The organism is Herpetosiphon giganteus (assembly GCF_016907925.1).
Classification (GTDB): domain Bacteria; phylum Chloroflexota; class Chloroflexia; order Chloroflexales; family Herpetosiphonaceae; genus Herpetosiphon; species Herpetosiphon giganteus.
In genome coordinates, this window is the sequence record NZ_JAFBCZ010000017.1 from 24,833 (window position 1) to 49,529 (window position 24,697).

19 protein-coding genes are annotated in these 24,697 nt (G+C 51.6%); 14 read left to right on the forward strand and 5 right to left on the reverse strand.

From position 1 onward, the window contains the following. Positions 1 to 83: 83 nt before the first annotated feature. Both JOD20_RS15710 and JOD20_RS15715 read left to right on the forward strand, forming a co-directional pair. Positions 84 to 1,034 carry an NAD(+)/NADH kinase gene (locus JOD20_RS15710; protein WP_204756174.1) on the forward strand — a complete coding sequence of 317 codons (951 nt, stop codon included), beginning with the start codon at positions 84 to 86 and terminating at the stop codon, positions 1,032 to 1,034. A 4-nt stretch (positions 1,035 to 1,038) separates the two neighbouring features. Next, a complete protein-coding gene (locus JOD20_RS15715; RefSeq protein ID WP_204756175.1) occupies positions 1,039 to 1,269 on the forward strand; it encodes a DUF951 family protein in 231 nt (76 codons plus the stop codon). A 29-nt stretch (positions 1,270 to 1,298) separates the two neighbouring features. On the opposite strand, the gene JOD20_RS15720 is transcribed toward JOD20_RS15715, so the two are convergent. Beyond that, entirely contained in the window at positions 1,299 to 1,589 is a 291-nt protein-coding gene (locus JOD20_RS15720) for a hypothetical protein (protein WP_204756176.1), read from the reverse strand. Positions 1,590 to 1,724: 135 nt separating this feature from the next. Between JOD20_RS15720 and JOD20_RS15725 the strand changes: the two genes are divergently transcribed. From JOD20_RS15725 to JOD20_RS15760, 8 genes are all read left to right on the forward strand, one after another. Continuing rightward, a complete protein-coding gene (locus tag JOD20_RS15725; protein WP_204756177.1) occupies positions 1,725 to 2,117 on the forward strand; it encodes a hypothetical protein in 393 nt (130 codons plus the stop codon). Then, entirely contained in the window at positions 2,110 to 2,913 is an 804-nt protein-coding gene (locus JOD20_RS15730; RefSeq protein WP_204756178.1) for an isopentenyl phosphate kinase, read from the forward strand. Before JOD20_RS15725 ends, JOD20_RS15730 begins: the two co-directional genes overlap by 8 nt. A gap of 48 nt (positions 2,914 to 2,961) precedes the next feature. After that, entirely contained in the window at positions 2,962 to 3,426 is a 465-nt protein-coding gene (locus tag JOD20_RS15735) for a YajG family lipoprotein (protein WP_204756179.1), read from the forward strand. A 15-nt stretch (positions 3,427 to 3,441) separates the two neighbouring features. Then, entirely contained in the window at positions 3,442 to 4,191 is a 750-nt protein-coding gene (locus JOD20_RS15740) for a DUF881 domain-containing protein (RefSeq protein ID WP_204756180.1), read from the forward strand. After that, positions 4,188 to 4,895: a DUF881 domain-containing protein gene (locus JOD20_RS15745; protein WP_204756181.1), complete on the forward strand. Its 708-nt coding sequence runs from the start codon at positions 4,188 to 4,190 to the stop codon at positions 4,893 to 4,895. Before JOD20_RS15740 ends, JOD20_RS15745 begins: the two co-directional genes overlap by 4 nt. Before the next feature lie 67 nt (positions 4,896 to 4,962). Continuing rightward, entirely contained in the window at positions 4,963 to 6,147 is a 1,185-nt protein-coding gene (locus JOD20_RS15750; RefSeq protein ID WP_338034198.1) for an NAD(P)/FAD-dependent oxidoreductase, read from the forward strand. Positions 6,148 to 6,213: 66 nt separating this feature from the next. Beyond that, positions 6,214 to 7,110 carry a hypothetical protein gene (locus JOD20_RS15755; RefSeq protein WP_204756183.1) on the forward strand — a complete coding sequence of 299 codons (897 nt, stop codon included), beginning with the start codon at positions 6,214 to 6,216 and terminating at the stop codon, positions 7,108 to 7,110. After that, entirely contained in the window at positions 7,097 to 10,339 is a 3,243-nt protein-coding gene (locus JOD20_RS15760) for a tetratricopeptide repeat protein (RefSeq protein WP_204756184.1), read from the forward strand. Before JOD20_RS15755 ends, JOD20_RS15760 begins: the two co-directional genes overlap by 14 nt. A 1-nt stretch (position 10,340) precedes the next feature. On the opposite strand, the gene JOD20_RS15765 is transcribed toward JOD20_RS15760, so the two are convergent. Together JOD20_RS15765 and JOD20_RS15770 are read right to left on the reverse strand one after the other, a co-directional pair. Next, the gene (locus JOD20_RS15765; protein WP_204756185.1) at positions 10,341 to 11,036 is read right to left on the reverse strand and encodes a response regulator; all 696 of its coding nucleotides are present in this window, start codon (positions 11,034 to 11,036) and stop codon (positions 10,341 to 10,343) included. Between the two features lie 5 nt (positions 11,037 to 11,041). After that, on the reverse strand, positions 11,042 to 13,729 hold the full coding sequence (locus JOD20_RS15770; RefSeq protein WP_204756186.1) for a sensor histidine kinase: 2,688 nt from the start codon (positions 13,727 to 13,729) through the stop codon (positions 11,042 to 11,044). 114 nt (positions 13,730 to 13,843) lie between these two features. On the opposite strand from JOD20_RS15770, the gene JOD20_RS15775 reads away from it, so the two are divergent. Next, the gene (locus JOD20_RS15775) at positions 13,844 to 14,959 is read left to right on the forward strand and encodes a hypothetical protein (RefSeq protein ID WP_204756187.1); all 1,116 of its coding nucleotides are present in this window, start codon (positions 13,844 to 13,846) and stop codon (positions 14,957 to 14,959) included. Here the strand turns inward: JOD20_RS15775 and JOD20_RS15780 are convergent. Beyond that, positions 14,934 to 16,340, reverse strand: coding sequence for a cobyrinic acid a,c-diamide synthase CobB (locus JOD20_RS15780; RefSeq protein WP_204756188.1), 1,407 nt, complete (start codon positions 16,338 to 16,340; stop codon positions 14,934 to 14,936). The two genes, JOD20_RS15775 and JOD20_RS15780, sit on opposite strands and share 26 nt — an antisense overlap. A 72-nt stretch (positions 16,341 to 16,412) precedes the next feature. Beyond that, entirely contained in the window at positions 16,413 to 17,816 is a 1,404-nt protein-coding gene (locus tag JOD20_RS15785) for an MFS transporter (protein WP_204756189.1), read from the reverse strand. A 503-nt stretch (positions 17,817 to 18,319) separates the two neighbouring features. On the opposite strand from JOD20_RS15785, the gene JOD20_RS15790 reads away from it, so the two are divergent. The 3 genes from JOD20_RS15790 to JOD20_RS15800 all read left to right on the forward strand — a co-directional run bounded on the left by JOD20_RS15790 (position 18,320) and on the right by JOD20_RS15800 (position 24,662). After that, the gene (locus tag JOD20_RS15790) at positions 18,320 to 19,576 is read left to right on the forward strand and encodes a GAF domain-containing sensor histidine kinase (RefSeq protein ID WP_204756190.1); all 1,257 of its coding nucleotides are present in this window, start codon (positions 18,320 to 18,322) and stop codon (positions 19,574 to 19,576) included. A gap of 284 nt (positions 19,577 to 19,860) precedes the next feature. Further along, positions 19,861 to 20,262 (forward strand): nuclear transport factor 2 family protein, encoded by a 402-nt coding sequence (locus tag JOD20_RS15795; RefSeq protein ID WP_204756191.1) that lies wholly within the window; start codon positions 19,861 to 19,863, stop codon positions 20,260 to 20,262. A gap of 74 nt (positions 20,263 to 20,336) precedes the next feature. Then, entirely contained in the window at positions 20,337 to 24,662 is a 4,326-nt protein-coding gene (locus tag JOD20_RS15800; protein ID WP_204756192.1) for an ATP-binding protein, read from the forward strand. Positions 24,663 to 24,697 lie beyond the last annotated feature (35 nt).

A 24,697-nucleotide genomic window follows, 5' to 3' on the forward strand; every position in this document is an offset into this window, starting at 1 on the left:
TTCGTGTGCTTCGCGTTCTTCGCGGTTGCGGCCCTTCGTGTTCCTTCGTGACTTTCGTGGATCAATTGTGGAGATCGGTAGTTATGACCAGTGTTGCGATTATTGCCAATCCAGCCTCAAGTAAAGACATTCGGCGGGTGGTCAGCCATGCGTCGAGTGTCTCGAACAACGAAAAAACCAGCATTGTGCGGCGGGTATTGCAAGGCTTGGCGGCTACGCCAGTTGATGAAGTTTGGTATTTGCCCGACCATGCTGGGATTGTGCGCAACGCTGCTGAACGCCAACAATTGCCATTTCGTTTAATTCCATTCGAGGGTCAGTGGCACGATCATGCCGATGATACAACCTTGGCCGCCCAATTGGCCGAGCAGCAAGGCATTGACTGTTTGATCACGCTTGGCGGTGATGGCACAGCTCGGGCTGCGATCAAAGGCTCGCGCTCAATCCCGATTTTGGCGCTTTCGATTGGTACCAACAATGCCTTTCCCCAAACAATGGAGCCAACCTTAGCGGGCTTGGCGGCTGGTAGCGTGGCATGTTTTGCACCTGAGGCTATCAAGCGCCATTCCTTGCTCGAAATCTATCGCAACCACGAATTACTTGACATAGCGTTGGTTGATGTGGCGAGTGTTGCCGATAGCCTTGGTGGGCGGGCAGTTTGGGAAATTAGCAAAGTGCAACAGGTGGTTACCACACGCTTAACCCCGGGTACGGTTGGGCTTTCCGCGATTGGCGGTCATGCTGGAGTTGCGCCTGCCGAGGCGCAAGCGGTGCATGTGCTGCTTGGGGCTGGGCGCAGCATCAACGTGCCAATTGCCCCAGGGATGATTACGCCAGTGCCAATTGCTGAGCACAGCTATTTGCCCGCTGGGCAACGGATTGCGCTGCGTAGTGGCGCGATTGCGCTTGATGGCGAGCGCGAATGGATGGCGCGGGCTGGCGAAGACTGGCAGGTTGGAGTCATTGCCAAAGGCGTGATAACCGTTGATCTTGCTGCCGCTTTGGCTGCATTCGCCCAACAGCAAGCGAGGTAAGTTTGTGGCCCGTTTAGATTTAGCCCTTGACGACATTGTGCAACTGCGCAAACCACATCCCTGTGGCGGCTATCGCTGGCGGGTCACCCGCTTAGGAGCCGATATTGGCTTGCGCTGTATGACCTGCGAGCATAAAGTGATGCTGCCACGTGCCACTGTCGAGCAACGCACCAAAGCCCATTTCGATCCTGAAGGCCAACCCAAGCCTGCGCCAAACGCCGACAAAGCCCCATAAATGTATGGGGCTTTTTTTATGCACGATGATTATGTGCGTGGATTCCACTCAAAAATTGTTGGCGCATTGATAGCTTGGTTATTGATCCAGGTATTAATCAACAAGGCGAGGGCAAACCAGCCGCTACTTTGGTGTTTATAGATATTGATTGTTTGAATCAGTGCGATTAGTGCAGTTTGATTGATAGGGCTAGTTTGACTAAATTCATGCCACGTTTCTAGGCTTGTAAGCGCTGCATTCCAGCGCAAGTCTTGAGGATCAATGGCATACATCGATTGAAAATAGGTGCGTAAACCTGCATATGAGTCGAGATCAAGCATCGCGCTCCTGTCTTTAAATCAGCCTATTCCTATGCCAAATCGTAGTTTTTTCAACCACTTTAAATACTCATCAACCCCCAACATTGGATTGCCAGATTTCTAGTACAATAGTACCACCTGTGAAGGAGGTGGCGTATGCTTGAACGACCTTGTTGGCAGTGCCAAACTGGCAATAACCTCGATCAAACTCATTGCGTAGGCTGTGGGGCCGATTTGGCGCAACCAACCACAACAACCAGCCTTGCAACCAAGGCTCCAACCAGCTTAACCTCGCGCTTGCGTCAATCACCAATTTTGCGCAGCCCTGTGGCGAAATCGGTCGCGCTTGGCTTGGCGGCATTGGCGGTCGATCTTGGCTCGAACTTGCTGAGCAAGCGTCAAAAGCCTGCTGCACCAACCACGGCCTTGGCAACTCGGCCATCAGCTGCGCAGCGGGTCTTTTTGCGTCAACGCGAGTGGCAGGAGTTTGATGAGCAGGGAACCTTGCGTCGCCATGTTGTGGAGCGTCTGATCATTCGCGATGAATAAGCCAATCTTTATCAAACTTGGCGGCTCGATGTTGACCGATAAAACCAGCGCCGAACGCTTGGTCGACCAAACACTCAAGCAGGTTGTGACCGATTTATCTGCTTGGCGACAGGCCCATCCTACCCAGCCGATTTTGCTTGGCCATGGTGGCGGCTCGTTTGGCCATTATTGGGCTGAACGCTACCACACGGCGCAAGGCATTATCGACGACCAAAGCTGGTGGGGCGTGGCGCGGGTGGCCGATGCGATGGCACGGCTCAATCGGGCGGTTGTCGGGGCATGCCTTGATGCTGAATTGCCAGCGATTGGCATCCAGCCGATGGCCTCGGGCTTTGCTAAGGCGGGCGAGATTCAACAAATTGGCACGCAGCAAATCGCAACGCTGTTGGCTGCGGGAACGATTCCAGTGGTCTATGGTGATGTTTTGCTCGATACCGTTCAAGGCTGCACAATCGCTTCGACCGAACGGATTTTTAGTGCCTTGGTAAGCACACTCCAACCAAGCCGAATCATTTTACTTGGCGAACAGGCCGTCTACGATGCCGACCCCCGCCAAAACGCCGCTGCCCAACCAATTTCTTTGATTAATCGGACAAACTACGCTACCATTATTGCTCGGCTCGGTGGCTCGCATGGCGTTGATGTCACCGGAGGCATGCGCAATAAAGTTGAAGCAATGTGGCAATTAGTCCAACACGCACCACAGCTCGAAATTTGGATTTGTGGTCCTCAACAGTTGCACTCTGCGTTATCAGGACAATTAAACGGCCCTGGCACAATCATCAAGCTCGATTAATGCCCTGTGTGCTGATCGCTATGATTTGCTATGCCTTTGGAGGTTTTTATGCAACGGCTTAAATTATTCACATGGTGTCTATTTTTATTGGTTGGCTGTGGCCAAATTGCGGTCGAACCCAAGCCAGCTCCACCAGAATCGATCACCAGTGATGATTATGATGTTGCGGTGGTAAGCGTCGATTTCGACCCTGCCTTGCAAGGTTCGCGCTTGCCAATTAGCGATAAATACGCGGTTTTGGTTGCTTTGGAAAATCGCGGCCTGCTAACCGCCTATAATGTCAAAGTTAATGCGCGGTTGCGCCGCACGAGTGATGATATACTTATACTGAGTGGTAGTAGAAGCGTCAATGAGTTGGCTCCTGGCCAAATCGTGGTCGTACGGATCGAGCCTGAGGGAGCGATACCAGCCAACGCCGATGTTTATAGCTTGATTGTGCGCGCCGAACCACTTAGCCAAGAAACCCTTACCAGCAATAACACGCGCGAATTTACCATCCGCGTTGAGCCATAGCCTGCGGGAGCACCTATGCGTCAACTATTACCCCAAAACCGTGCCATTTTGTCGCTGTTCGCTTTGCTTTTCGGTGGGTTGTTTGTCGGCATGCTGATGTCGGTCAAGCCCCAAGTGGCACTTTCGAGTAGTAGTAGTTCGCGCAATAGCTCGGCTAGCCTTAGCGTCGATCGCATTGGCACGCTGCGCGAGCATCAGCAAGAATTAAACGCTGAGCTTAGCCGCCTGCGCGATGAACAAGCAGATTTGCAAAAGCAATCGACCTCCAGCCAAAGCAACTTCGAGGAAATTCGCACTCAAATCGATCAGCAACAACAGCTTGCGGCCTTAGTTGCCATGCGCGGGCCTGGAGTTGTTGTAACCCTGAATGATAGTAATGCCAATTCGTTGCCCGATGAAGTTGCCGACGTGAATCGCTATATCATCCATCAGCAACAGCTCGTCACCTTGGTTGGCGTGCTGTGGAGCAATGGTGCTGAAGCAATTGCGATCAACGATCAACGGATTACTGATCAAACCTCAATTTACTGCGTTGGCTCAACAATTCTAATTAATCAAGAGTTGATGGCTCCGCCTTTTACGATTCGGGCCATTGGCGACCCCACCAGTTTGGCTAATGCAGCCAGTAATTCTTCATTGCTCACCGATTTGTGGAGCCGCCAGCGCGAATATGGCATTGGCGTGGATGTCAAGCAAAAAGCCCAAGTCCAAGTGCCAGCCTACACCGGCCCCTTGGCCAACCGCCACATGGAGGTTGCGCCATGAAGTCGCTGCGAATTCGGCGCGGCATTTTGCGCCAAAGCCTGCTGACCTTGATGTGTATGTTGATTGGCTTTGCAGTCGTAACCCAACTGCGAACCTATGAAAATATTGCCAACGATGTGGTGAAGCTTTCGCCTGAGCAACGCGCCGAATTGATGATTAGCCTGATTGACCGTAATGCGGCGACCGAGCGCGAAATCAATGGCTTGCGCCAACAAAACGACGAGTATCGCCGCACCCAATCGAATGGTACCAGCACGCTCGATCAATTGGCTGGCGATTTAAATCGCTATAAATTGCATACTGGCGCGGTGCAAGTCCAAGGCGCTGGGGTCACAATTACGATTAATTATCCCTTGCGTGCCGCCGATGTGATTGCCTTGACCAACGAAGTGCGCAATGCAAGCGCTGAAGCAATTGCCATCAACGGACGGCGAATTATTGCCCGCACTCGGATCGAAGAAGATGATAACGCCGAATTGTATCTTGATGGCGAAATTCAGCACGCACCCTACACGATTCAAGCAATTGGCGATAAAGAAACCTTGATGGGCGCATTAAATCGAGTTGGTGGCCTGATTCGGATTTGGAATGAGATCGACGGCGTTGATATTACGATCGAGCAAACTGGTGTCATCACCATGCCACGCGTCAGTAACCAGCCTGAATTTCGCTATGCCCAACCAGCACCCAAAGACGGCCAATAGTTGGGCCATTTTGGCTCAAAATAGGCTGCCATAGCCGCACATCCTTTGGTACAATAGTGCAAACATCATTGCACATCAAAGGAGATCGTTCGGAATGGTTCACCAAGCACAGGTCGTCATTATTGGGGCAGGCATCATTGGGGCTTCCGTTGCCTACCATCTTGCTGCGCGGGGCTGTACCGAGGTAGTGGTGTTAGAAAAAGAGGCGGTTGAGGTTACTGGCTCAACTGCTCGTTCTGCGGCTGGGGTTCGCCATCAGTTCTCATCACGCACCAATATCTTACTTTCCCAATATAGTATCGAACGCTACAAACATTTTACCGAAGAAATTGGCGGCCATGCCGAATTGCATCAACATGGCTATCTCTTTTTGTTTAATGATCAGGCCGCATGGCAAGCCTATCAAGCAGTGATCGAGTTGCAACAGAGCCTCAAGGTGCCCGTCGAGGTGCTGACACCAGAACAAGCGGCTGGCTACATTCCCGAATTAAACATTAGCGATCTTGTTGGCGCAACCTATTGCGCCGAAGATGGCTTTGTCGATCCCCATGGAATTGCCATGGGCTACTTGAATAAAGCCCGCGCCTTGGGTGTGAAAGTGCTGCGCGACGCACCAGCGCTCGGCTTTGAATTTGCCGATGATCAGGTCGTGGCGGTGCAAACTCCGCAAGGCAGCATTCGCTGCAACTATGTGGTCAATGCTGCTGGCCCATATGCTGGCGAAGTTGGCAAAACCGCTGGCTTTGAGATTCCAATCAAGCCCTATCGCCGCTGTATTTACGTTTCCGATCCATTTCCTGCCTTGCCCAAAGATATTCCCTTGACGATTGATGTTGGCACGGGAGCCTACATTCGCAAAGAACAAGATACGGTTTTGATGGGCTTGAGCAATCATAACGAGCCATCATCACACGATACCACGGTTGATTGGGATTGGCTGGATACGGTCTTGGAAGCAATGCTTAATCGTTTTCCAATTTTGGAGCGCGCTGGCCTCTCTGAGCGTCAATCGTGGGCTGGCTCGTATGAAATTACGCCCGATCACCTGCCAATTCTTGGGCGCATGCCCAATTGCCCCAACTGGCTGAATGCCGCTGGATTTAGCGGCCATGGCGTGATGCATGCTCCGGCAACGGGCTTGCTGATTGCCGAGGAAATTCTTGATGGCCGCGCTCACTCAATTGATATTGACGAGTTGCGGATCGAACGCTTTGCTGCTGGCGAATTGCACGCCGAACGCAATGTGATCTAGGGGTGTTTCAAGCCTGCGTCGTGCTTAGCGAGCGGCGCAGGCTTGCTGGAGTGGTGAGCAACGCCTATGCAGAGCATCGACAAACTTTTTGTAAACCGCGAAAAACAAACTGCTGGCTTTATTAAAATGCTCCAAGGCCAAACTCCCAAACGGATCATGATGATCGAGGCTAGCGGGGGATTGGGCAAATCGTGGACTGTCGAATTTATGCGGGCTGAATGCCAACGGCAGGGCATTCCGAATGCTGAAATTGATTTTGCCGATAGTATTGTGTTTGATTTTTTGGCCTTGTTGCGGCGAGCGCGCGATGGCTTTGGCGTTGCAGCCTTCAATCTCTTTACCCAAGCAATTAACGAGGTAACTCAGCCAACCGTGCGGATTGAAACTGGAGTTGCCAATACCAATGCAATTAATAATTTGCTTGGTCAAAGTAACACCTTCTCTGGCTCGAATGTCAATGTTGGCGAAGTTGTTGCTGGTAATGTAATCAAAGATAATTCGTTTGTGATTAATGCCGATAATGCGGTGGTGCGCCAAGCCTTACAAGACCGCTTGAGCGGCGCTTTTTTTGAATGTTTAGCGGCGCTGACCAGCCAAGGCCCGCTCTGTTTTTTCTTCGATACCTACGATAAAGTGACGGTTGAAGCCGAAGCGTGGCTGATGGGCCAACTGCTGCCGCAGATTCGCGATGGCTTGATTAAAAACGTGGTCGTGGTAATCGCTGGGCGTTCTGTGCCAAAATTAGATAGTCAATGGGATCATCTGATTGCCCGAACTGGGTTAGATTTATTATCCGAGCCGCATGTGAAGGAATATTTGGTGCAGCGGCGTGGGCTAGACGATGATCCAAATGTGATCAAAGCCTTATTTCAAGGTAGCACTGGCCAGCCCCAATTGCTCGCGATGTTGGCCGATAATATTCTGCGATCGCAAGCGAGCGGAGGCGACGATGACTGGCTCTGAACCCCATCAATGCCCCAGTTGCGAACAGCTTTTGCGGCCAACCAGCCTGTTTTGCCCACGCTGTGGTACGCCGACTATGCCAACCTTTAGCAATGCATTGCAACTTTCGATTACCCAAATTCTGGCAAGCATGAAGCCCGGCCAAGCAGAAGTGATGCGCCGCTGTGCAGTTCCGCGCTGGTTTGATGCAGAAATTTTGGCGGTGCTGCGCGATCGCGACGATGGCAATAATGCCAATATTTTGCAACAAGTAGCCGAATATAGTTTTGTGCGCCAAATTGGCGAGGGCCGCTATGCCTTTATCGACGATGTGCGCCACTATTTGCTTGGCAATTGGCGCTTGCACCCTGATGAATTGCGCCAAATCCATGAACGCTTGTATAAATATTTTAAGCAGCGGGTGGAGTCAACCGTTGTCGAAAACCGTGCGACATGGCGACGTGAATTTGTATCCTATGATTTGATGCTGGCCTCGGCTATAACTACAAACCAGCACGATCCATCTGATAATGAGTCTGCTCTCGCTAAATATGTAAAAGCGCTTAAAAGTTTTCGTGATTTGTTCGAAGAAGCCTTCAATGCCCATCGCATGGCCGAAGCTGAGGCAATTTTGCTTGCTGCCGAGGAGCAAAGTAGCGTCCTAACTCCGTTGGTGCGCGATTGGCTGCTCTATTATCGCGGCAAGATGAACTTTGCCATGGTGCGGCTCGACGAGGCGATCGAGTGTTTTGAAATTTTGTTGAAGCGTGATGATCTCGATCCTGAGCTGCAAGTGTTGCTGGCGAATAGTTTGGGTGATGTGCAGGTTGAGGCTGGGCAGTGGTCGGCCTCAATTTTATCGTATCAAAAGGCCTTGGCAACCCCAAAAATTGAGCTAGCCCAACAGGCCGAAGCCCACCTTGGCATCGCCGATGCCTATAATGAAATTGCGGTTAGTGCCGGTGGTTGGCATCAACCACAAATTCAGAAATACCCAATCGCACGCGCCTTGGCCAAGGTTTTTCAATCGATTGCGATTATTCCGATGTTTATTTTGGTCAGCGTTTTGCGCCGTTTGGGGGCGGCTGTGCCCAAGCCATTGATTTTACTGCGTTACCAAAATTGGCTGCTGGCACGCATTTTTCGGGCCTCGCGCGAAGAAACCATGGCTGCCTATCGAATCTTTCGCCAACAAGACGATCAAATGAATATGATTCGTTGCGAGATGCGCTTAATCGATATTGATGTGCTGTTTGGCAGCGTCGATGAAGCCATTGAGTTGGCCAAGCAAAGCCTCGAACGGCCCGGCTGCGAAGAACCCTATCGTAAGGCGCGGGTGCAAGTGACGCTGGCGCGAGCATTAATCGCCAAACGCGATTTTGTCCAAGCAATCGATATGCTCAATCAAGCCTTGACGGTGTTTCGGGCGGTCGATGATGGCCGTTGGGAGGCACGGGCGCTGACGGCACTTGGACGGGCTTTGCAGGAATCTGGCCAAGCGGAAGCAGCCCTCAAAACTTATCAAGCAGGCTTGGCGCGGGCGCGAGGCATTGGCTCGGTGCTGAGTCGCGAACGTATTTTATACGAGCTGCGCACCTGGCGACGCTCGGAATTAACCTACCCCAGCGAAATTAGCACAATCTTGCGCGATGAGCCGACCCAACGCTTTGTGGCGCGCTTTCCGCGCTTTCTGTTGCCCTATTTGCAAGTTGGCCAAACCTTGCTGATTCCCTTAATTTTGGTCTTTGCGGCTATTGTCGCGCCGACGGTTGGCAATCAAACGATTGTCCAAGCCAGCAGCAATTTGGTCTTGCCTGCGGCTGATGTCTATATTTTTCCGTGGTATCGGCTGATTATCTCGCCGTTGATTATGCTGGTGGCAACGGGTGTTGGCTATAGTGTGTTGGGTTTGATTGTGCTTTGGTATATGCCAATGACCCAGTTGCGCAATAATCAGCCAACCGTGCACACGCTTACGCCCGATGAGTTGATTCATTACGATTCGTCTGGGCATGAATCGCATCGGATCAAATGGGCTGATGTGACCGAAATTATCACCGCTGATCGGCGGGTTTGGAAACGCCCGTTGATGGTGTTTTCGCGGAGTTTTGTGCGCTCGACGATGCAGCCATTGCTGCGGGTTGATGGGATTACGGGCTGGTACAACAGCGTGATCTATTTGATTGAGAAGCGTGCTCGGGAAGCTGGGGCGCAGATTAGCTATCTGAGCGCCGATATTAGCTTGTTGCGCAGCAGTTGGGGCGTGGTGATTGGGCTTGGCACGCTGTTGTTGAGCCTGATCATTGCCAGCGTTAATGGCTGGATTCCGAATCTTGCTGCATTTTTGCCAGCAACCTTCTACTCAATTCTTCAATTGGTTGGCTTTAGCGGGGTTTTGCTGATTGGCCCAACCATCTTCTGGACGGTGATTCGCCCGCTGCGGCTGGATAATGAATTTGCCTTGGATGAGCGTTTGCCCAGTTTGGCGGCGATGATTGGCTTGATCGTGATGGTGCTGTTTATCATCACCGATGGCGCGATTGTGCGGGTGCCAATTTTCAGCGTTTCGCTCTTTATCGCTGGAGTTTATGTGTTTAGCGAGGGCATCTATCAGCTTGGGGTGCGACGTGGCAAGGATCGGCGCTGGCGCACGGGCGTAACCTTCGTTGGTTTTGGCTTGTTGCTTGGGGCAATGCTGATTGTACGCGAAACGGTTTGGCGCGAGTTTTATCATGCTCGTTCGTATGCCTACGCCATTCAGGGCAACGAGGCGGCGGCGGCTGATGATCGCTTGCGCGAAGTGGCCCAAACCACAATTCTGTTTGAGCGGCCTATGGCTTTAGAGCAAGCAGTGCTGGCCAGCCAAAGCAGCGATTGGGAGCAAGCCGACCAGCAATACACGGCAATTGTTAATAACCGCGACTACGATGCGCGAACGCAGGCCTTGGCCTACCACAACTGGGCCTTGACCGAGCTTGCGCGCTGCAAAAAAAATAGCTGTAACGAAGCAGAATTGGCGCGGATTGCCCAGTTCGAAGCCACGGCGATTGAATTAATTGATCAAGCAATCAGCCAGCACAATGCCAATCCAGAAGAGCGGGCGGTGTTGCTTGAGGCCCAAGGCGCTGCTTATATCGAAGTTGGCCAAATTCCGGCGGCGATTCAAAAATTAACCGAAGCCTTGGCTAGCACCCGTGAACCTCAAGCCCAGCAACGAATTCGTGAGCTGTTGAATTCGCTGCAACGCTAAATTACTCTATTGCCAAGCGATAGCCAACCCCAGGCTCGGTCAATAAATAGCGTGGTCGGGCGGGATCGGCCTCAAGTTTATGCCGCAATTGACCCATATACACCCGTAGATAGTGGTTTTCTTCGGTATAGGCTGGCCCCCACACCTCGCGCAAAAGCTGGCGGTGGGTCAGCACTTTGCCTGCGTGTTGCACCAACGTGGTCAATAATTTATATTCGTTGGGTGTCAGATGCACCTCTTCTTCGGCCACAAACACCTGCCTTCGCACCAAATCGACGCGCAAACTGCCAACCTGAAAGATTGGCTCGCTTTTTTCGCCAGTTTGGTGGTGCAGATGGCGCAAGGCAACCCGTAAGCGCGCCAACAATTCGCCCATGCCAAACGGCTTGGTCAAGTAATCGTCTGCGCCTGCATCGAGCGCGGCAATTTTATCGTCCTCGCGACCACGCGCTGAAAGCACGATAATCGGCGTATTTGTCCATTCACGCAAGCGCTTGGTGACCTGCAATCCATCCATATCGGGCAGGCCCAAATCTAAAATGATGATTGCTGGGCGTTGCATAGCCGCTTGCAATAAGCCATCCTCGCCATTTTCCGCCTCGATCAGCGTATAGCCATGGCTTGGCAGCGAGGCGCGCAGAAAACGCCGAATTGGCGCTTCATCTTCAATCACTAAAACACTGATCGCGTTTGACATCAACCTTATTCCTCGTCGATTTGCGGCGGTTGGCCGTCGATTGGCAGGGTGAAGGCAAAGATTGTGCCGCCTGCTGGGCGATTTTCAGCCCAAATTGTACCACCATGGGCTTCGATAATGCCGCGACAGATCGTTAGCCCCAGCCCAACCCCGCTGCTTGCTGAACGATTGGTTTGCAAGCGAAAAAATTTTTCGAAGATCGTTTCCTGCGCACTGGCTGGGATGCCAGGCCCATGGTCGGCAATCTGAACCTCGATCATCGCCACCTCTTGGACGGCGCGAATTTCGATTGGGCTGCTGCTCGGCGTATATTTGAGGCAATTTTCGAGCAAATTGACCAGCACTTGCTCGATTAACACGCTATCAAAGGCCACAACGGCTTGTTCTGGCACATCGATGCTCATTGGACGTTGCTCGATCTGCGGGCTTAAGCGCGCAAGGGCTGTGCCGATCACTTCTTCGAGCGCTTGCCATTCTTTATGCACCTGCACCGCGCCTGCTTCCAAGCGCGTCATATCGAGCAAATTGCTTAATAAGCGGTTAAGCCGTTCGCCCTCATCGGCAATCATCTGAATCAGTTCCTGCTGTACTTGCTGATCAAGCTGATTATTCTGATCAAGCAAGGTGCTGGCTGCGCCGCTAATTGCGGCCAACGGCGTGCGCAGATCGTGGGAAACTGAGCTGAGCAGCGAGTTGCGCATGCGCTCGGTTTCAATTTGCACGCTGGCGGCTTGGGCTTCCTCGGCGAGGTGAGCGCGTTCGATTGCGACGGTGGTTTGGTTGGCAAAGGTTTCGAGCAAATGGCCATGGCTTGGGTCGAGCAAACGGCGTGGTTGTTCTGGTTGTAAGGCTAATACGCCGACAATTCCACGAGTGGCAACTAAGGGCAGATACATGGCTTGGGCGCTGGGCAAGGTGTCGCTGTGCATGCCCGCTTTTTGCTGATGATCATAGACCCATTGGGCGGTGATGAGTTCGCGTTGGTCGTTGATAAAGCCTGCTTGTTGACCAACAATCGCCCGTACTTGGCCCTTGGCATTGGGCAGCAAAATCGCTGCTTGGCCTTCAAAGACGCTGCTAATATGCTGAACCGCAGTTTGCAGCAAATTATCCAAGCCGCGAATACTGGCAAATTCACGAGTCATTGCATAAAGCGCGGCGGTGCGGCGCTCGCGTTGGCGGGCAGTTTCGGCCTGCGCCTGAATTTGCACCGTTAATGTGCTAATGGTTAAGGCGACGACCAACATCACCAGAAAGGTCAACAGATATTGCACATCGGAGACGGCAAAGGTCAAATAGGGCTGCACGAAGAAAAAATCGAATGCTGCGACACTCAACAGCGAGGCGCAGATCGCTGGCCCGCGTCCGTAGCGCGCCGCGACCCAGGTTACGCCTAGCAGGTAGAGCATAATCAAATTCGATAATTCGAGATGTGGAAAAATACCCTGAGCCACAATCGTACACAGGCCAATAATACCAATCGATTTGACATAATTTATGGTTGCTGGTTTGGGTTGCTGGCTTGGCTTGGTTGAGGTGCTATGGGTGTCGTCGTGTTCGCCGCTAATCACATAGACATCAATTTCGCCGCTTTGGCGAATCAATTGATCGACGATTGATCCGAACAGTAATTCGCGCCAACGGGGCTGGGCTGGCTTGCCCACAACGATTTTTGAAACATTGCGTTGGCGGGCATAGCGCAATATTTCTTCGCCCGGGTTGATGCCGCCAAGGGTCACAATTTGCGCGCCCAAACTTTCGGCTAAGCGTAAGGTTGCGGTTACGCGGTCGCGATCGGCCTCGCTAAGCCGCAGCTGTTTGGGCGTTTCCACGTAGGCCACAATCCACTCGGCGCGTAGATCGGTGGCCATGCGGCGGGTTGCGCGCACCAAACGCTCGGAAAGCGGGCTTGGCCCAACGCCAACCAACAAGCGTTCGCGAGTTGGCCAAGTCGTAGGAATCGCGTGATCTGAGCGATAGCGCTGCATTTGGGCATCGACTCGATCCGCAGTGCGGCGCAGGGCCAACTCGCGCAGCGCAATCAAATTGCCTTTGCGAAAAAAATTGCGCGCTGCTTGGGCTGCTTGGCTGGCGATGTAAATTTTGCCTTCGTTCAAGCGCCCAAGCAATTCATCAGGCGGCAGATCGATTAACTCCACTTCATCGGCGGATTCAAGCACTGCATCGGGCACCGTTTCGCGCACAATTACGCCAGTAACTTGGGCCACAAGATCGTTGAGGCTGGCCAGATGCTGCACATTAACGGTGGTATAGACATCAATGCCCGCATGCAACAGCTCGTCAATATCCTGCCAGCGTTTGGCATGGCGCGAATTGGGCGGGTTGCTATGGGCCAATTCATCGACCAAAATCAAGCTTGGCTTGCGCGCCAAAGCCGCATCAAGATCAAACTCGCGCAGGGTTGTGCCGCGATATTCAACTTGCAAGGCTGGCAGCTGAGGCAAACCAACCAAGAGCGCATCGGTTTCGGCGCGGCCATGGGTTTCGATATAGCCAACCAGCACCGCAACCCCTTCGGCGTGGCGTTGTTGGGCGGCTTGGAGCATTGCATAGGTTTTGCCAACCCCTGCTGCCGCCCCAAAAAAGACCTTTAATCGCCCACGTTGCGCTTGTTGGCTGGTATGTTGAATTCGTTCAAGCAGATGATCAGGGTTTGGGCGTTGATGTTCCATCGAAAAAAAGCCTTCGCTATTGGTAGAAAATGTCAAGTTTTAAGCGTTGGTTTGCGCTAAGCTGCATTCATCGAATAGTGATTGGATCAATCATCAAACCAAAGGAGGTATGTGATGGATGGACTGAATAAACCACATTCACGGCGTAGATTTCTCGCCAGTAGCGGCTTGGCAGCTGTCGCCGCAAGTAGCCTGTTGGGCGATCAAAACCACGTAGCTGCGGCCCCAAATTCTAGCCCAACCATATTTGATCAAATGGCGCTGCCACCAAGCGCCAAAATCAGCATTCGTTGTCTGCGTGCGCTGACCTTGCTAACGATGAGCGCCAAACTGGCAGATCAGGTATTTAGCGCTGAAGTCTACGCCGTTGGCCTTAAAGATTTTACAACCAATTTGCAAGCCTTGGTTGGTTGGGGCACAAGCGACCTTGTGAGCTATCGGCCAAATCCTGACGAGAGCCTGCCAGCGCGGCCATGGTGGTGGCCCAAGCGGCGTTTGCGGCTCTATGCTGGGCAAATTCCAAGCCATGAGCCAATTCCTGAGGCTGGCGGCTTGGTCTTGGATCTGCTGCGCAGCCTCGACAGTTATAACATCGCTTTTTATTCCGATCAGCTTGAATTTGCCGAACTAAGCCAAAATTTGGCCTTGGCCGAATTGCAAACCCAAACTCAACGCCTCGTTGATAGCCAAAGCATGGCTGGATTATACCTAGGCGATGATATTTGCCCGTGGTGGTGGCCAATTCCCCGCCCAAATTGGTGGGTTGATTTGGCCGAGAATGGCTTGGCCGTGCCGCCGATTCCTATTCCACCGTGCGATGTACGCGAGCTTGCAATGAATTTGCAACGTAATTTGCTCCAAATGGCGGTTGCCGAACGCTATAGCGATAGCGCACGCGGAGCCTATCGGCTTGATACGTTGCGTCCATTCATTCACGATCAAGCCAACCAGCTTGCTCGTTATGCTGGCACGCTGACTGGCTGGCTGGCGGAAGATATGTTTGATCGTCCTCCACCAACGCCCCTTTTTGAAACCGATAATCTGCTCGACGAGCTTGATGGCTTGGTCGATCGCCCGCCACCGCAGCCCTATCGCTTGCAACTTGCCGACCAAATTATGCAAGCCATGCATATCGTTGGCGTGGCCTGTCATATTCGCAACAAGCAGCTGGCTGGGCGCTTGCAAACTGCCGCCCTCAATCAAATCAAAGATCTAGCCTATCAGATCTAAATTGTGATCCCTCAACCCAAGCATGGCAGGTTGCAACAAAACGCTGCGCCATGCTTGGGTTGGCGAGCCAGTGCAGATGAATATAACTTGCCAGCAAATTGCCCGCCTGATAGCCTTCGTGATGCTGGGTTGTGCCATCAGGCGCAATTACGCGATAGGCGGCCTTGCTTGGCTCGGGGTTTTCCCAACGCGAATAATGAAATTCATGGCCGCGCACGTGGTTATTGGCACTGAACAAGGGATTATCGTGGCAGCTGCTGATGCTGCGATAGCCCAAACTCACTCGCTGTTGCATGCTGCTTGCGCCAGGCAACAAACCAACCATCGGCCAGCATTCGCCTGCGTGGTCAACAATCGCCTCGGTCAAATACATCAATCCGCCACACTCTGCATAAATTGGCATGTTGCGCGCATGAGCTTGACGTAATGCAACTAACATCGCCTGATTCGCGCTCAACTCGGTAGCATACAGCTCAGGATAGCCGCCGCTCAAAATAATTCCTGCGCAACCAGCAGGCAATTGTTGATCGGCGATTGGGCTAAATAATGCCACATCAGCTCCTGCTGCTTGCAAACATTCGTGCAGCTCAGGGTAGATAAAGCTAAACGCTGCATCATAGGCCACTGCAATCACTGGCCGCTGTGAATATTCAACCGTGGGCGATGCTAATGGCTCAAGATCGATTGCTGGCGCAGTTTGGGCCAATTCAAGCAAGCGATCAAGCTGGCAGGTGCTGTTTAATATTGTCGCAACCGATTCAAGTGTTGCCAAAATAGTCTGCTTAGCAGAATCAGCAGTTACGAGGCCAAGATGGCGTTCAGGCAGCTTGAATTGAGCTTGGCGCGGCAAATAGCCCAAGCATGGAATCTTAGTGTGTTGCTCAATCGCGCTAGCGCATAAATCGGCGTGGCGCGCGCTGCCAACTTTGTTCAACAACACCGCACCGATTTGCACCTGCGGATCGAAGTGCTGAAAGCCAGCGACTAAGGCCGCTGCACTGCGGGCCATTCCGCCAGCATCAACCACTAAAACGACAGGCGCTTGCAATAAACGGGCAATATGGGCGGTGCTACCTGTATCATCCAACGCGCCATAGCCGTCGAACAGGCCCATCACACCCTCAATAACCGCGAGATCGGCGTTGGCGGCGATGTGGCAAAAGTGGCGTTGCAATTGCTCAGCGCCGAATAACCACGCATCTAAATTGCGGCATTGGCGCTGAGCAACGAGGCTATGATGGCCTGGATCAATATAATCGGGGCCGCATTTGAAGGGCTGAATGCTTAAGCCACGCTGGCGCAGCGCCCCAATCAAGCCAGCAGTTAACAAAGTTTTGCCGCTGCCACTATGGGCGGCAGCAATAATCACACGCGCAGTCAAACGACGCTCCTATCCACAAAAAAACCAAGCATCATTGGCTGATGCTTGGTTGAACCAATGAATCGAATGGAATTAGCTATGGGTTGCGGCTGCTTCCTCAGGCAATTGATTGCCAGCATCGTGAATCGCCTTGGTGGTGTTGGTCAAAAAGAGAATCACAATCCCACCAACAAACAAGACAATTAACGAGAGAATTGCTTGGCGATACGAGCCTGTTTCAGCGACCACCCGCGCAAAAATAAACGGCCCAATCCACGATGTGCCCCGCTCGGAGATTTCGTAAATGCCATAGAAGCCAGCCTCGCGGCCATGCGGAATCATGCGCGAGAACAAAGCGCGAGAGAGTGATTGCGAGCCACCAAGCACCAAGGCGATGGCTGCACCCATAAACCAAGCTTGCAGCACACTATCAAGCAAGGCATAGGCATACACAATCACGCCTGTCCAAATAAACAGCGAGATCAAAATCGCCGTTTTGGTGCCGACTTTACGCGAAACCCGCTCAAAGCCCAACGCACCGCCAAAAGCCACAAACTGAATCATCAGCACCAAGCCAAGCAAGAACGATTGTGAATCATCCTCTGGTAAGCCTTTGGCTTTGAAGAGTTCGTTGGACAGAAACACCGCTGACATGCCGATGACTGTTTGAATGCCATCGTTGTAGAGCAAATAGGCGATTAAGAAGCGCAAGGTTTGGGGCAAACGCTTAAGTTCGCGGAACGTCGTCCAGAGTTCGCGCATACTGACCGTCAGATAATGTTGGCCTTCTGGCACTTTGCGACTGGCAGCGCGATTTTTGAGCCGCTTGATGCCAAAGTAGCCAAAAATACCCCACCATAAGCCTGCCGATGCCAATGAAATGCGCACCGCCAGCGCCGTCGTGAGGCCAATTTGCTCGGCAAATGTTACCAACGCAAGGTTGATGGCCAACAGCACCCCGCCGCCAATATAACCAAAGGCAAAGCCTTGGCTCGAAACCTTATCGCGCATATCCTCGGTGGTAATTTCGTTGAGGAAGGCATTGTAGAAGACGATTGAAGCCCCAAAGCTGAGATTGGCCACCACAAAGGCCAGCGCCGCGAAAAGATAGGTTGCGGGCGTGGCAATAAACAACATCGTTGTGGCAGCAGCGCCCAACAAACAAAAGAACATCAACAATTGCTTTTTAATATTGGTGTAGTCGGCCAATGCGCCGAGTAATGGCAAAAAGAGAAATTGGAGCAACACCGATAACGAAACTGCATCGGGGTAGAGCGATTCGGCGGTAACGGTATAGATGCCCAAATTGAGCACTATATTACTACCCGTACCCTCAACCGCCTTTACGGCCAAGGCTTCCAAAAATGGCCCAAATAAGGCAGCAATCACAGTTGTGGTGAAACCTGAGTTTGCCCAGTCGTAAAGCCGCCAACCTGCGATCTCCCGTCGATCATTAACTGGATGAGCTGAAGCTGTGCTAGGAACTAAATCGGCCACTGGTGGTCTCCTTGTGCCATGCAAGAGGAATGAATGTGTGTTCCGTGGGTGTGGGCCTAAGTATAGCCGATTGTGGCATTTTTCGGATACATCGAAGGGTACAGCCCGAGGATGATGCTTTGCTAAAGCACAGGTTAAACATTAACCTGATCGTGCAAATGCCATTGCTGGAGCTGGTTGCAATAATTGTGATATTGGATAAAGCCGATATTGCCTGCTAAAAGCCTAGCCCAATCAGATTTTTTCGTGGGTTGATGGGCACAATTGCAGCGCACACTCCCTGCTTAGATTAATGGAAACGCTACCGACATTTAATCGTGGCCGTTTTGAGCCTCAATTGCATTGTATACTAGCGAGCGATAGGCAAAAATACTAATTAAAACCAGCATTATTGATCGACGATGAAGCTAAATTAATCGTCTTGATGAGCTTGGATTATTCACACATCATCAGCGTTGCTGGTTGATTGTGGTTTGAGCAATGGTGCTAGAAAGTGAGTAACTATGAATCAGCATGACCCTGATCGCGCTGCTGAACAGGAGGTATTAGAGCGTTTAGCAATGCTGAGTACAATGCAATTTGATGATGTTGATCGGGCAATCCAAACCTATCTGGCAGTTGCATGTGAGGTCGCTGGTACCAAAACTGCACTAATCGGCGACCTTAATCGAACCCATCAATATATTCGGGCAATTTACCCAGCCTCGACTGGCAATTTGGCAGCGGGCAGTATTTTGGCGCGTGAAGATACCTTTTGTCAGTATATCGATGTGACTGCTCAGCCGCTGGTTGTGGGCGATGCAGCAAGCGATCAGCGGGTGCAACCATTGCTTTCGCGGCTTGAAACCCCAATTCGGGCCTACTTGGGCGTGCCGATTCCCGCCTCGACCGCAGCCCTGACTCCAACCTTGTGTACCTTTGATCCACAGGCCCATCGCTTTACGCCAGTTCATGTGGCAGCGCTTAAATTATTGGCCCATCAAATTGCACGTTGGATGCCGGAGTTACGTGCTCCCGCCACCGATGAACCACCCGTTGCCTTGGCCAATATGAGCGTGGCAGAACTGAATCAGATTGTCGCTCATGATATTCGTAATCCCCTGCATTTTTTGCAAGGCACGCTCGAATTATTGCAAAGCGAGCCTGCGCTGATTCCTGATCCTACATTGGGTAGTTTGTTGCCCCAAGCCTATGGCTCGGTGCTGCACATTCAACGGCTGGTGCGCGATTTGGTTGATGCCACGACGTTAATGACCGGATCGCTCTCATTTGTGCGCCATACAATCGAGCTTGGCTCATTAATTGAAGAGATTACTGCGGTTGCCAAAAGTACGCTCAACCCACGCTGTAGCTTGGTTGTTGCAATCGAGCCAGATCTGCCAACCCTGATTAGCGATCGCGATCGAGTTTGGCAGGTATTGCACAATTTGATCAGCAATGCTGTGCGCTACACCGAAACAGGCACAATTACGGTGCGCACGCGAGCCAACAATCATCAAACCATTCGGATTGAAATTGAAGATACTGGGCCTGGCATTGATCCTGTTGATATTGAGCGGATTTGGGAGCGTCATGCACGGGCCAGCAGCGTTGCCCATGGTTGGGGCTTGGGTTTAGCGATTGTGCGTTCGCTCGTGTTGGCCTTGGGCGGCCAAGTTGGGGTCGAAAGCACTGTTGGCGAGGGTAGTTGCTTTTGGGTGGTGTTGCCAGTGGTTCGCACCGAGCCAGCCTTGGTCGATTATCAGCCGTGGCGTTCGTAGTTTTTAATGGATGCTCTCAATCCCAGCCCTCATAGGTGTTAAATTAAGCCACGATATGCGTGGGGGCGACATGGAAAGACCGCGTGGTATGCTGGAAGCAATTACCCAACCAGCAGCACGCGGGTCTTTCCATGCATTTTATCTACCACACCACCTATGCCCCTCACCCTTTCATGCGAACGACCGATTGACAAGCTATAGCGTGAGCTTCTAGACTAAGGAAGCTGCTTAATTGATTGAGCAGCACACGGAATCCTCATTTTGGTGCATAACCGGAGTTATGAATGAACCACGCAACCAGCGACGACATTGCGGCAATTCAGCAGGCAGCCCTCGACTATTTGGAATCCCAGCATACGCTCAACCCAGAACAAATGCAGCGCAGTATTCATCCGCGCATGGTCAAACGGACGGTTTGGACGCATCGCGCCACGGGCAAGGAATATTTGCGCGAAGCCAGCGCCGAAGAGATGATTTTGCTGGCGGCAAGTTATAATCAGGCAGGCGATAAATTTCCGTCGAATCCACAAAAAACTGTTGAAATTCTCGATGTGCAAGGAGTTGTTGCCAGCGTGAAGCTAACAGCCGATGAGTGGATCGATTACATGCACATTGTCAAAATTAATGATCACTGGACGGTGGTCAATGTGCTGTGGGCCTATCACGATCTTGCTGCCCATCGCTAATCAGCGAGCATTGCACCATCGCTGAGTGGGCAACCACTCAGCGAAACTTATTTTTGTAATTGGAGAGAAGCAGAATGTCAATCAATGAGCACGAACTGCGGGCAGCAGCGATGCATCGCGAAAGCGCGCGCTTGCTTCAGCTTCGTTTAGCGGGCTTTGTCGGACGAGTGGCCGAACAAGCTGCGATTAATCAGTTAATTGCCCAAACTCGCCCGACTGGCGGCTATGTCTTGGTGACGGGCGGTGCTGGCGAAGGCAAAAGCAGCCTGATCGCCCAATTAATCGTGCGTGCAGGTTTGGAGCATACGCCGCATCATTTTATTGCGCTGACCCCGGGCCGCGCCTATCAAATCGACTTGTTGCGCAGCATCGTTGCCCAATTAATGCTTAAACACAATCTGACTAATGGCTATTTTCCCGCCGACAGTTACCCTGCGCTGCGCTTGGAATTTGGGCGCATACTGCAAACGCTCTCGGAGAGCGGCATTGCCGAAACGATCTATCTTGATGGCTTGGATCAGCTGCAACCAGAAGTTGATGGTAGCCGCGATTTGACGTTTTTGCCTTTGCATCTGCCGCCGGGGATTGTAATTGTGCTTGGTGCACGACCCAACGAGAGCCTTGCAAGCCTGGCGCTTGAGCAGGGCGTGATCTATAACGTGCCGCCATTGAGCGATGCCGATGCGATTACCCGTTGGCAAACGCTTCAACCAGGGCTTGACCCAGCCTTGTTGAGGCAATTAGCCGACTCGCTCAAGGGCAATGCCTTGTTGGTGGAGTTAGCAGCGCGGGCTATGAGCGCAATGCCCGCTGCCGAAGTCGTGCCCATCATCGATCAAAGCATTGCTGTGCCAACCAATCTGTTTCGGTTGAGCTTGGCGCGGATTCAAGGCCTCGCGCCAACCGAATGGCACACGATTACGCGACCAAGTTTGGCGGTTTTGTTAGTGACGCACGAGCCATTGCAGCCAGCCGTGCTCGCGTCACTGATAGACCAGCCAGTCGAAGCGCTGTTGGAGCCGATCGCGTTGCTGGCAGGTTGGGTCAGTGTTGCCGCCGATCAGCGCTTAGCCTTGCAGCATTTGTTGTTTCACGATTATTTGCTAGCGCACGAATTTACGGCCCTTGAACTGCGTGAATGGCATAGCCGCATGGCCGACTGGTGTGGGGCTGAGCTTGATGCAATTTGGCAGGATAGCAGCGAGCCAGTTGAACAGGCGCGACGCTGGTATGCGCGCCAGCATTACATCACCCACTTGGCGCAAGCAGAGCGTTGGGCTGACTTGTGGCAGGTGGTCGATGCAGGCGATTACGGGGCGCAGAAAATACGTTTTGAGCCAAGCACGCGCTTGTATGGCCTCGATTTGGATCGGGCGCGCGAAAGTGTGATTGCGGCGGGCCAGAGCCTTGAACAGCAGCTTGAATTGTTGCCGCGACTATGGCGCTATAGCCTGCTGCGCACCAGCCTCACCAGCCATGCCGATCAATGGCATCATGATCACTTTGTGATTCTTGCAGTGGTTGGGCGGGTAGCCGAAGCCTTGGCCCAGATTGAGATTTGCTCAGATCCAATGCGCCAAATTGAATTATGGCCGCTCGTTATTCCCTATGCAGAGCCAGAGCGCCGCTTGACGATTTTGCAGCGCATGGAGCAAGTTGCCCGTAGTATGCACAATCATCGAGAACGTGATTATGCGCTGCATCAGCTTGCGCTAGCCTATGCTAACAACGCCATGCCGGATCAGGCATTGTCAATGGCGCGCACGCTTGATGATACTCGTGATGAAACCTTGGCTCATTGCGCAGAAACGGCAATTAATCAAGCTGATTTAGCCCAAGCTGCCAACATTGTTAAGCAGATTCAAATTCCAAAGTATCGGCTTAAGAGTGCAGTGCTTTTGGCGACGGCGTTAATTGCGGTTGCTGAATTTGCGCAAGCACGCCAAGTATTAACCGAAACTATTCCATTTGCTTATTCTGAGCATGTGGTGATACTCAACGCTATGCTTGCAACGGTCGAGTGGCGCGTTGGCAACCAGCACCAAGCCCAAGCATTATTAATTAAGGCCCAAGCCAGAAACGAACGATTAAGCCGCGAAGCGCAACTCTTGGCGCTACCAGCGTTGATTAAGGGTTACTTGAATCAAGGGAATTTGCTTAAAGCTCGGAGTTTACATACTGCAATCGAATCAGATCGTTTTCGGCGCGAACTGGTTTTGATCTCTATTGAGCATGCTGATATAGCAACTGCCGTTGAGTTAGCGGCTACAATTACTCATTGGCATCGCAGCGATCCTGCGTATGCTGCGCTTGCTGACTGGTACTGCAACAATGCTGAGCCTGATCGTGCCGAAACAATGATTCAACTGATTGTTGATCCCCATCAGCGAGTTGAATGCTATTGTTCGTTGGCGCGCAGCTATGGCAACTATGTGCAAATTGAGGAGTTGCTTGAAGCTGTACGGCTGGAATTACGCGAGATTGTGAAGAATCACAATACAGTAAAAAGTTTGCTGTGCATCGCCAATACCTATGCTGAGCATGCCATGCACAATCAGTCAAAGAGTGTGTTTGAGCAGGTATTAACCATAATTGTCGATTCAGCAATGTTAAGCTCGCTGCCAACTGAACAAATGCATCAATTGTTGGAGCTTGCTCAAATCGCTAAGCGCTATAACTATGGAGATCTCTATCCGCGAATTGTCCAAGCGGCCTTATTAATTGCTCAGCACGAGGCTTTCGTCTATTCTTTGGAATTTGAGAAAGCCAAGATCTATCTCAACCATGGTGCTATTGATTCGGTGCGCCAGATTATTGACCAAAATATCTCGCCATATTTGGCGGTTAACCTTTTCCAAATGCTCGCAACCAAGGCCAGCGAGCAGCATAATCATTCCCTCGTGCAAAGCTGCCTGCTTGCAGCTTTGCCGTATGCTCAAGCAGCCGATTCTGCCTATCATCAGATTCGATTGCTGTGTGACCTTGCTACTATAGCTTTGAAGAGCGAGCTTGAAGCGCTCGGTAAAACCATGCTCGATGAGGCTCGCCAACTGCTGGCAACGATCGAAGCTGAAAATGAGCAAACTTGGGCAGGATCGAAGCTTGTACAAAGCTACCATGACTATGGACTATTAGCAGAAACGAGTGCTATTCTGCAATCTATGAGGAATCATGAATCTCAAACGAGAATCATAACCGAAATTAGCCATTGCTACGCTGCTAATGGTGAGCTTGAGCAAGCCTATACAATGCTTAATTTGGCGCAAGCCCAGCCCGAAACTTATGCTAGGAACCTATGCCAAATTGTCATTAAAAGCCATGAACAAGGCCTAGCCACCATTGCCGCCCGATATTATAGTGAACTGCTTGCACTATGTAATGGATTGCCTCGACCAGTTCAAGCGCTGAAATGGGTTTCCAACCTTGCACTTGCCCAAATCAACTATGGTGCTAATCAATATTTGATGAATCTCTTGGAAACTATTCGCAATGCCGATATAACGGGTTTGGCGGAATATGAATATATCGGAATGCTGTGTGAAATTGCTAAGGCCTACGCGAAGCAAGGCAATTACCCTGTATTTATTGATTGGTTGCGCTATGCGCATACGATTGCGCAATCGATTGTTAGCCAAACCCGACCCAAAGTTGTTGCTTACCGCTACGTTGAGGCAACCTATATTAATCATGCTCCTGACGAAGATACCCAAGTATTTTTGACTGATCTGCTAAGCCTCGCCGATGGCATCAAACCAAGCAGCTATGCAGACGATCTGTTTAATTGCTTGACTGAGATTTGTACTGCTTATGCTGTGCGTGGCCATGCTGAGTTTTTTGCCAAAGCCTATCAGTATGCATTGCAAATTTCAGAGGTTCAGAAACGTGTGCAGGCGCTTAGAACGCTTGCGAATGGCTATGCCGATGTTGATAATCGGGTTGCACTCCAAGCGCTGATTGCTGAAATACACCAAATGGCTCTTAATTTGGGGCTTGAAACTATCGCCATGACCTATGCCAAACGTGGCGATTTGGCCTTTGCTCAAGCACTAATTGCGGCTGGCGAGCCTTGGGAAGAAAAAGATTTAGTCTTGGAATATTTAGTGCCAGCATTGTTGCAAGCTGCTGATCCTATTAGTGCCTATCAGCTTGTACCGAGCTTTGATTCGCTAGCCAAACGAACCGAAGCTCTACGGCAGATTGTTACTTACTATGTTGAACAGCAACAAATCGTCGAAAGTATCCAGCTGATTTATGTTGTATGGCGTAATTGCGCTGCCTTCGATGAACTATGGGAACTGCGCACAATCGTGGAAGCGCTTGATTCCACCAACCCTTGGCTCTCGATCGCCTTGCTCGATGGCGTTCCATGGGTCGAGCAGCAAGTTGAGCGTTATGGCTAATGTAAGCCTGTTGCTGCTCAGAGAGATCTGATTTG